This window comes from Mycobacterium sp., assembly GCF_035506235.1.
In the GTDB taxonomy this organism is placed as follows: domain Bacteria; phylum Actinomycetota; class Actinomycetes; order Mycobacteriales; family Mycobacteriaceae; genus Mycobacterium.
In genome coordinates this window covers 1-12,811 of record NZ_DATJPU010000096.1, presented here as the reverse complement: position 1 = coordinate 12,811, position 12,811 = coordinate 1, and the positions used below count along the sequence as shown (strand labels likewise).

Here is a 12,811-nt window from a genome sequence, read left to right as displayed (position 1 = left end):
AACACAGTTCCAATAGTTGTCCAGATTTGAGGAGACTTCCGTGCCGAACCGACGCCGACGCAAGCTTTCGACAGCCATGAGCGCGGTCGCCGCCGTGGCAGTGGCGAGTCCTTGCGCATACTTCCTTGTCTACGAATCGACCGCCGACAGCAAGCCGGCCGAGCACCACGAGTTCAAGAAGGCCGCGGTGATGTCCGACCTGCCCGGCGAGCTGATGGGTGCGCTGTCGCAGGGCCTGTCGCAGTTCGGGATCAACCTGCCGCCCGTGCCCGCCTTGAGCGGGACCGGGACCGGCACACCGGGCCTGGCCAGCCCCGGGCTGGGCAGTCCGGGGCTTACCAGCCCGGGCTTGACCAGCCCGGGCCTCACCAGCCCGGGTCTCACCAGCCCGGGTCTCACCAGCCCGAGTCTCACCAGCCCGGGTCTCACCAGCCCGGGGTTGACGAGCCCGGCGCTGACCAGCCCGGGCCTGACGAGCCCGGCCCTGGCGAACCCGGGATTGCCGCCCACCACGCCCGGGGTGACCACTCCCGGCGCGGTGCCCACGACCCCGGCCGCCGGACTCAACCCGGCGCTGACCAGCCCCGCTGGCGTCACACCCGGGATCGGCAGTCCTACCCTGTCGCCCAGCGAGGTACCGATCGACTCGACGACCGGGTTGGACCCGGGCGCCGGCGGCACCTACCCGATCCTCGGTGACCCGTCGACGCTCGGCGGCACCTCGCCGATCGCGTCGGGCGGCACCGGGGGCGGCGGCTCGGGCGGTGGGGGCGGGCTGGTCAACGACCTGATGCAGGCCGCCAACCAGCTGGGCGCCAGCCAGGCCATCGACCTGCTCAAGGGCCTGGTGATGCCGGCCATCATGCAGAGTGTCCAGCAGGGCGCCGCGGGTGGTGCGCCGGGTGCCGCGTTGCCGGCCGCCGCCGGTGCGCTGCCGGGTGCCGCCAAGGCCTTGCCGGGTGCCGCGGCCGCCCTGCCCGGTGCCGCCGCGGGCGCGCTGCCGGGCGCCGCGGGTGCGCTGCCCGGCGCCGCGGGTGCCCTTCCGGGCGCCGCGGGTGCCCTGCCCGGTGCCGCCGCCGGCGCGCTGCCGGCCGCCGCGGGCGCGCTGCCGGCCGCCGCGGGTGCCCTGCCTGCCGCCGCGGGTGCCGTGCCGGGCGCAACCGGCGCCCTGACCGGTGCCGCCGCGCCGGCTTTGCCCCACTAGGACCGGGAGGAACCTGTCCCCTGACGGCACCGCAGAGCCCGCATGGGCCGGAACGTGCAATCCGGCCGGCGACCCAACCTCTGCGGTGCCGTCGAACAGGTTTTCGGGGACTTGTCGGCGCCAGTATCGTGTCGCCTCATAAATAACACCAGAAACAAAAGTAACATCAGCTGGTGTCGTCCCGCAGTCGCGCACCAACGATGTTGCTCACCGCCATCGCGGCGACCGTCGTCATCGTCTCGTGGGTGGGCGACGCAACACACGACCGCGGCGCGCCGGAGCCGCCGCGGGCCCAGGACACCCAGCTCGCCGAGCAGCCGCTGGTCGGGCTGGGGGGCGGGGTCACGGTTCGCGAACTCACCCAGGGCACGCCGTTTTCGATGGTCGCGCTCACCGGCGACCTCGCCGGCACGTCCACCCGGGTCCGCGCGAAACGCCCCGCCGGTTCGTGGGGGCCCTGGTATCAGACCGAGTATGAGACGGCGGCTCCCGACGCCGGCCCGGCGGGCGACGACGAGCCGGCGGGGCCGGCCCGCCCGGCCGCGCCGGCCGAGGGGCCGCGCAGCACCGACCCGGTGTTCGTCGGCACCACCACGACGGTCCAGATCGCGGTCACCCGCCCGATCGACGCGCCGGTGACCCTGGGCGGCGTCGGGACGGCCCACGACGGCCTGGGGTACAAGCCGGTAAGCAGGGAACAGCCCTACGGGCAGAACATCTCCGCGATCCTCATCTCGCCGCCGCAAACGCCGGCCAGGACGCACTGGACGCCGCCGACCGGGGTCATGATGCCCGGGCAGCCACCCACCATCATCAGCCGGGCGGAGTGGGGCGCCGACGAGTCGCTGCGCTGCGGTAGTCCGCAGTACGACAACGGGATTCGCGCCGCGGTCGTCCACCACACCGCGGGCAGCAACGACTATTCGCCGCTGGAGTCGGCCGGGATCGTCAAGGCGATCTACACCTACCACAGCAAGACCCTGGGCTGGTGCGACATCGCCTACAACGCGCTGGTCGACAAGTACGGCCAGGTGTTCGAGGGCAGCGCCGGGGGCCTCACCAAGGCCGTCGAGGCCTTCCACACCGGCGGATTCAACCGCAACACCTGGGGCGTGGCGATGATCGGCAACTTCGACGACGTACCGCCCACCCCGATCCAGCTGCGAACCGTGGGCAGGCTGCTCGGCTGGCGGCTGGGCCTGGACGGCGTCGACCCCAAGGGCAAGGTGGCGCTGGAGTCGGCCGGTAGCCACTACACCACGTTCGCGGCAGGCACCATCGCGAACCTGCCCACCATCTTCACCCACCGCGACGTCGGCAACACCGATTGCCCCGGCAACGCCGCCTACGCGCTGATGGACGAAGTCCGCGATATCGCAGCGCATTTCAACGATCCGCCCGAGGAGCTGATCAACGCGCTGAAGGGCGGGGCCATCTACGACCACTGGCTCGCGACGGGAGGGATGAACAGCGTCCTGGGGGCACCCACCGCTCCGGAAGACAGCGGGGAGGGTGACGCCCGCTTCGTCACCTTCGCCAAGGGCGCGATGTACTGGTCGCCCGAGATCGGCCCGGAGCCGGTGACCGGCGCCATCTACGACGCGTGGGCGTCACTCAGTTACGAGCGGGGTCCGCTGGGGTTGCCGACCAGCGCGGAAATACAAGAGCCGCTGCAGATTACGCAGAACTTTCAGCACGGAACCCTGAACTACGACCGGCTCACCGGGAACGTCACGTCGGTCGTCGACGGCATCGCGACGCCGTTGTCGACGCAATCCCCGAGCGGTCCCGAGGTGCCGCCGGAACACTTCTCGCTGCCGAGCCACCCCACCGCAACTTAGCGAGCCTCCGGTCGTTTCACGCTCGATGTGTCCGCCGTCACAGTAGGCTCGACCCGCCTGGCAACGGGGTTGGGATCGAGGCGAGGGGAGACGGTCGTGTCATTCGTGGTTACCGAACCGGAGATGGTGACGGCCGCGGCCGAGCGCCTGGCCGGCATCGGCTCGAACCTGGGTGAGGCAACCGCGGCGGCGGCGGGGCCGACGACCGGGGTCGCGGCGGCGGCCTCCGACGAGGTGTCGATCGCGATCTCCGAGGTATTCGGCAGATTCGGCCGGGAATTTCAAGTCCTCAGCACCCAGGCCGCGGCGTTTCAGGACGAGTTTGTCAGCCTGCTGAACGGTGGCGCGGCGGCCTACCTCGGCACTGAGCTCGCCAACGCCGAGCAGAGCCTGATGACCGGCCTCCCCGCCGCGACCGCCGCGTCCGGCCTGGCGGCCGCAGCCCCGGGCGGCGCGTACGGGCAGTTGATTGCCAACACGTCGGCGAACCTGCAAACCCTCTTCAACACCTGGTCCGCCGACCCCTTCCCGTTCCTGCGCCAGGTTCTCGTCAACCAGCAGGGTTACTGGCAGCAGATCGCGGCGGCGCTCACCACCACCATCGAGAACTTCCCCGCGTTCCTGGCCAACCTGCCGGCGGCCATCCAGGCCGGCATCCAGCAACTCCTCGCGTTCAACCCCGCGTATTACGTCCAGCAGTTCATCACCACGCAGATCGGCTTCGCCCAGGCATTCGCCACCAACCTCTACGCCGCGGCGACCGGGATCGTGGCCGGCCTGCCCGCTTTCGGCGCGCAGCTGCAGGTGGCCCTTCAAGCCGTCCTGGCCGGCGATTACTTCGGGGCGGTGCAGGACGTCGGGCAGGCCTTCGCCAATCTCTTTGTCACAGGATTCAATCCGGGCACCGTGATGATCAGCGCTCCGATTCCCCCGTTCCCTCCCACGGTCACCGCCACGGTGAATCCGACCCTGCTTGGCCCGCTGGGGAATCTGTTCGCCCTCGCAAACATCCCCGGACAAGAGGCGCAGTACTTCACCAACCTGATGCCACCGTCCATCCTCCGGCAGATATCGCAGAATCTCACCAACGCGCTCAATGTGCTTACGATCCCGACGATTTCGGCGACCGCGACGTTGCCGCTGGGAAACCCGGAAACCGGGTCGCTGAGCGTCTTCTTCGGATTGCCGTTGGTGATCACCTACGCCGCCGCGGGCGCGCCGCTCGCCACCCTGGGCGGGCTGGCAACCTCCGCGACGGCCGTTCAGCAGGCTCTGTTGGCCGGCAACGGCGCGGCGGCGCTCGGTGCGCTCGTCAACAGCCCGGCCGTCGTGGCGAACGCCTTCCTCAATGGCGAAACGATCGTGGATATGACGATCCCGGTGCCGACGGGCCTGCCATCGCCGTTACCGGCCTCCATACCGATCGTTCTGCACTTGCCGTTCGATGGGATTCTCGTTCCGCCCCACCCGCTGACGGCGACGATCGACTTGGGCATCTTCGGGCAACTTCCCGTGACCATCTTCGGGACGCCGTTCATGGGAATCGTTCCCCTGATGGTCAACTACCTGCCCCAGCAGCTCGCGGCGTCCATCACGCCGACGGGTTAGCGCGCTGAAGCCCGATTGCCCGCCTAAAGCCACCAGCGTTCCAGCACCCGCCCCACCCCGTCGTCGGTGTTGGGCGCGGTAACCTCGTCGGCGGCGGCCAGCACGTCGGGATGCGCGTTACCCATCGCCACGCCGTGACCGGCCCAGCGCAGCATCGGGAGATCGTTGGGCATGTCGCCGAACGCCACCACCTCTTCGCTGGTGATCCCCTGCGGTTTGGCGATCTCCTCGACGCCGCTGGCCTTGCTGATCCCCAGCGGCACGATCTCCACCAGCCCGTTGTTGGTGGAGTAGGTGATATCGCCCTCGATGCCGACATGTTCGGCCAGTGCGGCTGCCATGTCCGCGCTGCGGGCACCGGTCTTGCGGATCAGCAGCTTGATCGCCGGGGCGCTCAGCAGATCCTGGATCGACACCTCGGTGTTGTCCGGATTGAGCCACGCGTGCTCGTAACCCGGCGAGCTGATGAATTGGGGGGTGGCCGTGTCATGGGCGCGTTCGCCGATCCGCTCGACGGCCAGGCCCGCCCCCGGGATGACGCGGGTCGCGAGCTCGGCCAATTCGGCCAGGGTGTCGACGGGCAGCGTTCGCGACGACACCACCCGGTCGTTCGCGGGGTCGTAGAGGACGGCGCCGTTGGCGCACACCGCGATCGGTGCGAAGCCGAGCGCCTCCACGACGGGACGAATCCAGCGCGGCGGGCGGCCGGTTGCCACCACGAACTGCGCACCGGCGGCGACGGCCGCGCGCACCGCGTCGCGCGTGCGCGGGCCGATGGCCTCGTTTTCGTCGAACAAGGTGCCGTCGACGTCACAGGCGATCAGCGCCGGCAAGGTCATGGAGGCGGTCCGCCCTTTGCAGTCGTCAGTGCAATCCGCTTTGGCTCTGTCCCGGTCGGGTCACGCCGTCGCTACCGTACCTTTGCGTCCGCTCCTGCAATTCGGCCAACCGGATCGCCCGGGAGTCGTCTTGGCTCGGCGCGCTGCCACCCAGCCGCCGCGGCACCCAATACTGTCCTTCGGGATGCGGATACTCGTCCTGCACCCGGTACAGCAACGCGTTCATCGCCTGCCGCAGCGCGGCGTTGAGCTGCTCGGCGGTGCCCTGGGGCTGCAGCGGGCGGCCGGCGGCCACGGTGATCGGAACCTTGTTGCGGAACACCTTCTTCGGGTGGTCCTTCGGCCAAATCCGGTGAGCGCCCCAGACGACCACCGGGATCAGCGGCACCTGCGCCTCCAAGGCCATCCTCGCCGCCCCGGTTTTGAATTCCCTGAGCTCGAAACTGCGGCTGATCGTCGCCTCGGGGTGCATCCCGATGAGCTGGCCCTCGCGCATGCGCCGCACGGCCACCTCGAGCGCGCCGTGTCCCGCCCGGCGATCCACCGGGATGAGCCGCGCGTGCTTGATCACGTAGTTGACCGCCTTCACGTCGGCCATTTCGGACTTGATCATGAAGTACATGCGCCGGCCGCGCTCCTTGACGGCCAGCATCGTCGGCAGCCAGTCGAGGTAGCTGGTGTGGTTCTGGGCAAGCAGACCACCGCCCCGAGCGGGAATGTTCTCCAGGCCTTGGTAGGTGAATTTCGTTCCCTGCATGGCGACGGCCGGCGGAACGATCCACTCCCCAAACCGGTAAAACGGCTCTGCCATCTCCCTCTCCTTCCCCCTACCGAAACTGATGCGGGGTGCGGTTGGCGGCCTTTCTGGCCGACCGTGCCGCGGCCTCGTCGGCCTCTATCTGAGCCGCCTCGGCCAAAGTCGGCGCGCCACCGCCCAGCCGGCGCGGCACCCAGTAGGCGCCGGCGGGGTGCGGATACCGTTGCTGCGCCTGGTGCAACAGTGCGGTCATCGATTCGCGCACGGCGGCGGTGGTGGTCGCGATGTCCTCGGCCGCACGCAGCGGGCCGCCCACGTGCACGGTGATCGGCGACTTCTTGCGGCCGATGTTCCGCGGATGGTCCTTGGTCCAGATGCGGTGGGCCCCCCACACGATTACCGGCACGATCGGCACGTCCGCCTCGACGGCCATCCGGGCCGCGCCCGTCTTGAATTCCTTGAGCTCGAAGCTCCGGCTGATCGTGGCCTCCGGATAGACGCCGACCAGCTCGCCCTCACGCAGCCGCCGAACGGCGACCGCATAGGCGTCCGCCCCGGCGCCGCGGTCCACCGGAATGGTGCGGGTGTGCTTGATCAGGAAATTGACCACCTTCACCTGTTGCATCTCGGCTTTGATCATGAATCTAAGCCGACGGCGCCGCCGATGCACAGCCAATGCGGCGGGCAAAAAGTCCACGTAGCTGGTGTGGTTGATCGCGATCACGGCCCCGCCCCGGTCGGGGATGTTCTCCTCGCCGTTGTAGGCGATGGGGGTGCCGGTGGCCAGCACCACGAGCCGGGCCAGGATCTCGAGGGTGCGAAAGGTCGGCTCCGCCATCGGCTACTGCTCCGGCGCCCCAGCAGCTCGGGCGCGCCGGGCCGCCCGCGCGGCGGCCTCCTCGGCGTCCATGCGGGCCGCCTCGGCCAGCGAAGGGGCGCTGCCGCCGAGCCGGCGCGGCACCCAGAACTCACCGGCCGGGTGCGGCCCATACATTTCTTGGGCCCGTTCCAGCAGATGTTGCATCCGCGAATGCAACAGCCCCTTCAACTCCTCGACGGCCAGCGTCGGTTCGATCGGTTCGCCCACCAGGACGACGATCGGCACCTTGGGGTGCAGCAGCTTCTTGGGATGGTCCTTGGTCCAGATGCGCTGCGCGCCCCAGACGATGTGCGGAACGATCGGCACCCCGGCCTCGACCGCCATCCGGGCCGCCCCCGACTTGAACTCCTTGATTTCGAAGCTGCGGCTGATCGTGGCTTCGGGGTAGACGCCGACCAGCTCGCCGTCCTTGAGGTTCCTGACGGCGGCCTCATAGGACGCGGCCCCGTCCTGCCGGTCCACGGGAATGTGCCGCAGGCTGCGCATGATCGGCCCGGTGATCTTGTCGTCGAACACCTCCTGCTTGGCCATGAACCGCACCTTGCGCCCGAGGCCCTGCTTGTACGCAGGCAAACCCGCGAAAGTGAAGTCCAGGTAGCCGGTGTGGTTGATCGCGATGACCGCACCGCCGCTCTTGGGCAAGTTCTCCACGCCCGAGACCGTGATCTTCAGACCCTGAATGCGCCAGATCAAGCGGGCGAGCTGAATGATTGTCCCGTATACCGGTTCCACAGCAGTCCAGCCTAGTGCTCCCGGCTGTGAGCCGGGTGAGGTGCGCTGAAGGGGAGTTCATCGCCGCCAACGGCGTCCGGCCGGACCCGGCGCGGATCGATTACCACCGGCGGCTGTGGCGGGCCGAGGATGCGGCCTCGCGCTAAGCTCGGGGGCTGACAAGCCGTCAACCGTCGGCATGCCCCCTTGTCCCCCGAAAGGTATCAGTGCAGGTCACGAGCGTCGGCCACGCCGGATTCCTGATCGAGACCCACGCGGGCACCATCCTTTGCGACCCCTGGGTCAACCCCGCCTACTTCGCGTCCTGGTTTCCGTTCCCGGACAACAGCGCACTGGACTGGGACCGGTTGGGCGACTGCGACTACCTGTACGTGTCCCACCTGCACAAGGATCACTTCGACGCCAAGAACCTGCGCGAGCACGTCAACAAGGACGCGGTGGTGCTGCTGCCCGACTTCCCGGTGCCCGACCTGCGAAACGAGCTGCAGAAGCTGGGGTTTCATCGGTTCTTCGAGACCACCGACTCGACCAGGCACCGGGTCAGCGGGCCCAAGGGCGACCTCGACATCATGATCATCGCCCTGCGCGCCCCGGCCGACGGCCCGATCGGTGACTCCGCGCTGGTGGTTTCCGACGGCACCACAACGGCTTTCAACATGAACGACGCCCGGCCGGTGGACCTGGACGTGCTGGGAACCGCATTCGGCCGCGTGGACGTGCACCTGCTGCAGTACTCCGGGGCGATCTGGTACCCGATGGTCTACGACATGCCCGCCCGCGCCAAGGAGTCGTTCGGCATCCAGAAGAGGCAGCGGGGGATGGATCGCGCCCGCCAGTACATCGCCCAGGTGGGGGCCAGCTGGGTGGTGCCGTCGGCGGGGCCGCCGTGCTTTCTGGACCCCGAGTTGCGTCACCTCAACGACGACCACGGCGATCCGGCCAACATCTTTCCCGACCAGATCGTCTTCCTGGAGCAGATGCGCGCGCACGGGCACGACGGCGGCCTGCTGATGATTCCGGGTTCCACCGCGGACTTCTCCGGCACGACGCTCAACTCGCTGCGCCATCCCCTACCGGACGAGCAGGTGGAGGCGATCTTCACCACGGGCAAAGCGGCCTACATCGCCGACTATGCCGATCGGATGGCGCCGGTGGTGGCCGCGGAGCGGGCCGGCTGGGCCCCCGCCACCGGCGAGCCGCTGCTGGACCAACTGCGCGCGCTGTTCGAGCCGATCATGCTGCAAAGCGACGAAATCTGCGACGGCATCGGCTATCCCGTCGAGCTGGTCATCGGTCCCGAGACGGTGATCCTCGACTTCCCGAAACGGACTGTGCGCGAACGGATTCCGGACGAGAAGGCCCGTTACGGTTTCGCCGTCGCGCCGGAGTTGGTGCGCACGGTGCTGCGCGATCACGAACCCGACTGGGTCAACACGATCTTCTTGTCCACCCGCTTCACCGCGTGGCGCGTCGGCGGCTACAACGAATACCTGTACACATTCTTCAAGTGTCTGACCGACGAGCGGATCGCCTACGCCGACGGCTGGTTCGCCGAGACCCACGACGACTCCGCGTCGATCACGCTGGACGGCTGGGAGCTTCAGCGCCGTTGCCCCCATCTCAAGGCCGACCTGTCGAAATTCGGTGTGGTAGAGGGCAACACCTTGACCTGTAACCTGCACGGCTGGCAGTGGCGGTTGGACGACGGCCACTGCCTGACCGCGCGGGGCCACCAACTGCGAAGCTCGAAGAAATGAACGCGACTTACGATGACGGCCTGGTCCAGCTGGACCGCGCGGCGATCACGTTGCGCCGCTACCACTTTCCGTCCGGCACGTCGAAGGTCATCGCGCTGGACACGATCCGCGGGTACAAGACCGAGGCGCTGGGCATGTTCATGCAGCGGTTCCGCATCTGGGGCAGCTCCGACTTCCGTCGCTGGCTGCCCCTGGACGTGCAGCGGCCGTTCAAGTCGAGGCTGATCACCCTGGACGTACCGGGGACCTGGCCCAGCCCCGCGCTGACGCCGGCGCGCCCGGACGAGTTCACCGCGCTGCTGGACGAACTGCTGAGCGAGCGCGGTTAGCGCCCCAGGTCGTCCAGCGCCGCGCGAGCGGCGTTGTAGCCCGGGATGAACGTGATCCCCGGCCCGCCGTGGCACCCCGCGCCGCCGAGATACAGCCCCCTGATCGGGATCGGCTGGCCGCGAAAGCCCTTCGGGCCGGGCCGGTTCGGCCCGATCTGGTCCGAGCTCAACAACCCGTGGCAGTAGTCGCCGCCCGGGGCGCCGAACATCACACCCATGTGCCTGGGCGTGAAGGTGGTGTGCCGAATGATGCCGCCCTCGAAGTTCGGCGCCAGCCGGGTGATCTTGTCGATCACCCGCTGGCCCATCTCGACCTTCGTCTGCCCATAGTCGGCACCGCCCTCGATCGGGAACCACAGCGCGAACGCCGATGCGGCGTGCCTGCCCTCGGGCGCCAGGTCCGGATCGTTCTGCGACGGGATCTGCAACACCACCGTCGGGTCGGCCGGCACGATCCCGCGCCGGGCGTCCTCCCACTGCTGCTGGACTTCCTCCGGCGTGCAGAACAGGCCGATGGACGCCTGCATGGCCGGCTCGTTGAGAGCCTCGTAGGGCGCGGCGAACCTGGGCGCCTCTTCCAGCGCGAAGTGCATCTGCAGGTAGCTGCCGCGGTGGTCGATTCCCGCGTACCGCTCGCGGATGTCGGCGGGGAGCGCGGCGGGATCGATCATCTCGTTGAGCGTGACGTCGGGCGCGAGGTTGGAGACGACGATCGGCGCGGCCAGCGTCTCGCCCCCCTCCGTGCGCACTCCGGTCACCCGGCCCCCCGCGACCAGGATCTCGGTGACCCTGGTGCGCAGCCGCATCTCGCCGCCCAGGCTTTCCAGCAGTTCGGCCAGGTGCGAGGTGAGCGCGCCGATGCCGCCGCGCAGCTTCTTCATCTGCATGGTATCCCCGTCGGGGACGCCGAGCCCGAAGGCGAGTGCCGCGGCGCTGCCCGGCGTGGCCGGCCCGCGGTACAGGGTGTTGACGGCCAGCACGGTCATCGACCCGCGCAGCGCGCCGTGTTTCTCGCGGTCCGGCAGGTAGCGGTCCAGCACGTCGGTGACCGAACCGAACAGCATGTCGTCGATGGCCGAGCGCTCGAATTCGTTGGTGGCGCAGGCATACATCTCGTCGAAGGTCTTGGGCGCGGTCCCCGCCTCGAATCGGCCCAGCGCCCGTGTCGGCGCCTGGCTCCAGGCCATCAGCCCGGCCATCCCGTTGACCGCGTCCGCGCCGTGCACCTCGTTGAGGTGGGTGAACAGCTTGATCGGGTCGCTGTACTGGATCAGCGGATCGTCACCGACGCCGCGCACCGCGACCGACATCACCTCCAGGTCGATCGTCTCGAGGGTGTCCAGGCCCAATTCCTCGACCACCACCGACGCCGTCGGGAACTGCACCGAGCCGGCGATCTCGAAGCGGTACCCGTCGAAAAGCTCGACCGTGGAAGCCATCCCGCCCGCATACAGCTTGGCGTCCAGGCACACCGTCTTCAGCCCGGCCTTTTGCAGCAGCACCGCCGCGGCCAGCCCGTTGTGTCCCGCGCCGATGACGATCGCGTCGTATTCAGTCATGTCCCTGCCCTCCAGAAATGGAGGCTGGCACGACCGCCAAGTTTTGTCAATTATGACGAAACGCTATTCAGGCGCCGGCCGCCCAGGCGTCGGTGATGCCGGCGCGCAGCGACTCGAGCGCCATGTGGCACATCCGCGCCAGCTCGCCCAGCGATCGATCGTCGCCGAGCATCCAAAGTTCCATCGCGCCGAAAACCGCGGCCGCGATGCAGCGCGCGGTCACCGCGGCGCGCAACCGCGCGTCGGGGGTGTGCGTCGCCGCCCAGCTACGCCGTTGCAGTTGCTCTTGGATGGCGTCGGCGAAGTCGGCCTGGACTTCCTGAATATGGCGTACGATGCGGCCCGGGTCGAGCTCGCCGCCGCGCAACGCGGCGATTTTCGTCACTGCCTCAACGTCATAGGGAAACGAGAAGACGGCCGACTGCACGGAGTCGATGATCGGCTCTTCGGCGGGCCGGGCGTCGAGCGCGGCGCGAAACCAGTTCAGCCCGGTGTAGTCGGCAAACAGCAAGTCGTGCTTGGACCGGAAGTGGCGATAGAAGGTCCGCAGCGACACCCCGGCGTCCGAGGCGATCTGCTCGGCCGACGTGTCCTCGACGCCCTGGGCCAGGAACCGCACCATCGCGGCCTGGATCAGCGCCTCCCGGGTGCGCTCGCTGCGCGCCGTCTGAGCGGGTCGGACCATGCCAGTAACGTACTCCCTCTGCTTTCTGTCATTATTGACAAAACTTCTTGCCAGGGACGACACTGCGCCCATGGTGTCGCTTCTCGTGCATGCGGTTCTCGGGCTTACTGTCATCGGCTGGATCGTCGCGTCCAACTCGAAGGTTTTCGCGCGGCCGGGCGACGGCCCGTTGTTCTCCCCGTTGGAAGCCGCGTACTACCTCGTTGGCATCGCGTCGGTGGCGCTGGGCTGGTATTTCAACATCCACTTCGTGCAGGAGTACGCAACGGGGTCCACCAACCCGATCTGGGGCCCGGGCAGTTGGGCGCAATACATCCGGCTGATGTTCACCAACCCCGCGGCCAGCTCGGCCAGTCAGGATTACACGATCGCGAACGTGGTTCTGCTGCCGCTGTTCACCATCGTCGACGGCTACCGTCGCGGGCTGCGCCGCCCGTGGCTGTACTTCGTGTCCAGCCTGTTCACCAGTTTCGCGTTCGCGTTCGCCTTCTACTTCGCCACCATGGAGCGGCAGCGCCGGCACGAAAAGGCCCGTGATACTGTAAACGCCTAAGCGTCAATCGGTTTGGTGGCACGCCACCTCTGTCGGCCGCCCGTGACGTCGGTGCGGATGTCGGTGA

11 protein-coding genes and 2 pseudogenes are annotated in these 12,811 nt (G+C 68.4%); 7 read left to right on the top strand and 6 right to left on the bottom strand.

Going from position 1 to position 12,811, the window contains the following annotated elements; all coding sequences use genetic code 11:
- Positions 1 to 40: 40 nt before the first annotated feature.
- The 3 genes and pseudogenes from VMD50_RS08675 to VMD50_RS08665 all read left to right on the top strand — a co-directional run.
- Positions 41 to 937: pseudogene (locus tag VMD50_RS08675) on the top strand (PirG); the annotation flags it as partial.
- Positions 938 to 1,377: 440 nt separating this feature from the next.
- Positions 1,378 to 3,045 (top strand): LGFP repeat-containing protein, encoded by a 1,668-nt coding sequence (locus VMD50_RS08670; RefSeq protein WP_325426807.1) that lies wholly within the window; start codon positions 1,378 to 1,380, stop codon positions 3,043 to 3,045.
- A 96-nt stretch (positions 3,046 to 3,141) separates the two neighbouring features.
- Positions 3,142 to 4,653, top strand: a complete 1,512-nt coding sequence (locus VMD50_RS08665) for a PE family protein (RefSeq protein ID WP_325426805.1) — start codon at positions 3,142 to 3,144, stop codon at positions 4,651 to 4,653.
- Positions 4,654 to 4,676: 23 nt separating this feature from the next.
- On the opposite strand, the gene VMD50_RS08660 is transcribed toward VMD50_RS08665, so the two are convergent.
- The 4 genes from VMD50_RS08660 to VMD50_RS08645 are packed head-to-tail and all read right to left on the bottom strand — an operon-like array spanning position 4,677 to position 7,861.
- Positions 4,677 to 5,492, bottom strand: a complete 816-nt coding sequence (locus tag VMD50_RS08660; protein ID WP_325426803.1) for an HAD family hydrolase — start codon at positions 5,490 to 5,492, stop codon at positions 4,677 to 4,679.
- Between the two features lie 25 nt (positions 5,493 to 5,517).
- On the bottom strand, positions 5,518 to 6,303 hold the full coding sequence (locus VMD50_RS08655; protein WP_325426801.1) for a lysophospholipid acyltransferase family protein: 786 nt from the start codon (positions 6,301 to 6,303) through the stop codon (positions 5,518 to 5,520).
- A gap of 16 nt (positions 6,304 to 6,319) precedes the next feature.
- Positions 6,320 to 7,087, bottom strand: coding sequence for a lysophospholipid acyltransferase family protein (locus VMD50_RS08650; RefSeq protein WP_325426799.1), 768 nt, complete (start codon positions 7,085 to 7,087; stop codon positions 6,320 to 6,322).
- Between the two features lie 3 nt (positions 7,088 to 7,090).
- Positions 7,091 to 7,861: a lysophospholipid acyltransferase family protein gene (locus VMD50_RS08645; RefSeq protein WP_325426797.1), complete on the bottom strand. Its 771-nt coding sequence runs from the start codon at positions 7,859 to 7,861 to the stop codon at positions 7,091 to 7,093.
- 31 nt (positions 7,862 to 7,892) lie between these two features.
- On the opposite strand from VMD50_RS08645, the pseudogene VMD50_RS08640 reads away from it, so the two are divergent.
- From VMD50_RS08640 to VMD50_RS08630, 3 genes and pseudogenes are all read left to right on the top strand, one after another.
- Positions 7,893 to 8,007: pseudogene (locus VMD50_RS08640) on the top strand (aminoglycoside phosphotransferase APH(3')); the annotation flags it as partial.
- A 60-nt stretch (positions 8,008 to 8,067) separates the two neighbouring features.
- A complete protein-coding gene (locus tag VMD50_RS08635) occupies positions 8,068 to 9,618 on the top strand; it encodes an MBL fold metallo-hydrolase (RefSeq protein WP_325426795.1) in 1,551 nt (516 codons plus the stop codon).
- Positions 9,615 to 9,947, top strand: a complete 333-nt coding sequence (locus tag VMD50_RS08630) for a hypothetical protein (protein ID WP_325426793.1) — start codon at positions 9,615 to 9,617, stop codon at positions 9,945 to 9,947. Before VMD50_RS08635 ends, VMD50_RS08630 begins: the two co-directional genes overlap by 4 nt.
- On the opposite strand, the gene VMD50_RS08625 is transcribed toward VMD50_RS08630, so the two are convergent.
- Both VMD50_RS08625 and VMD50_RS08620 read right to left on the bottom strand, forming a co-directional pair.
- Positions 9,944 to 11,506 (bottom strand): phytoene desaturase family protein, encoded by a 1,563-nt coding sequence (locus VMD50_RS08625; protein ID WP_325426791.1) that lies wholly within the window; start codon positions 11,504 to 11,506, stop codon positions 9,944 to 9,946. The two genes, VMD50_RS08630 and VMD50_RS08625, sit on opposite strands and share 4 nt — an antisense overlap.
- 67 nt (positions 11,507 to 11,573) lie before the next feature.
- Positions 11,574 to 12,191 carry a TetR/AcrR family transcriptional regulator gene (locus tag VMD50_RS08620; protein ID WP_325426789.1) on the bottom strand — a complete coding sequence of 206 codons (618 nt, stop codon included), beginning with the start codon at positions 12,189 to 12,191 and terminating at the stop codon, positions 11,574 to 11,576.
- 70 nt (positions 12,192 to 12,261) lie between these two features.
- Here VMD50_RS08620 and VMD50_RS08615 point away from each other — a divergent pair, with 70 nt between their 5' ends.
- On the top strand, positions 12,262 to 12,744 hold the full coding sequence (locus VMD50_RS08615) for a DUF2834 domain-containing protein (protein WP_325426787.1): 483 nt from the start codon (positions 12,262 to 12,264) through the stop codon (positions 12,742 to 12,744).
- The last annotated feature ends 67 nt before the right edge of the window (positions 12,745 to 12,811 follow it).

Coding starts and splice junctions, on each gene's coding strand:
- VMD50_RS08660 (WP_325426803.1), bottom strand. CDS start 5,492: ATGACCTTGCCGGCGCTGATCGCCTGTGACGTCGACGGCACCTTGTTC.
- VMD50_RS08655 (WP_325426801.1), bottom strand. CDS start 6,303: ATGGCAGAGCCGTTTTACCGGTTTGGGGAGTGGATCGTTCCGCCGGCC.
- VMD50_RS08650 (WP_325426799.1), bottom strand. CDS start 7,087: ATGGCGGAGCCGACCTTTCGCACCCTCGAGATCCTGGCCCGGCTCGTG.
- VMD50_RS08630 (WP_325426793.1), top strand. CDS start 9,615: ATGAACGCGACTTACGATGACGGCCTGGTCCAGCTGGACCGCGCGGCG.
- VMD50_RS08625 (WP_325426791.1), bottom strand. CDS start 11,506: ATGACTGAATACGACGCGATCGTCATCGGCGCGGGACACAACGGGCTG.
- VMD50_RS08620 (WP_325426789.1), bottom strand. CDS start 12,191: ATGGTCCGACCCGCTCAGACGGCGCGCAGCGAGCGCACCCGGGAGGCG.
- VMD50_RS08615 (WP_325426787.1), top strand. CDS start 12,262: ATGGTGTCGCTTCTCGTGCATGCGGTTCTCGGGCTTACTGTCATCGGC.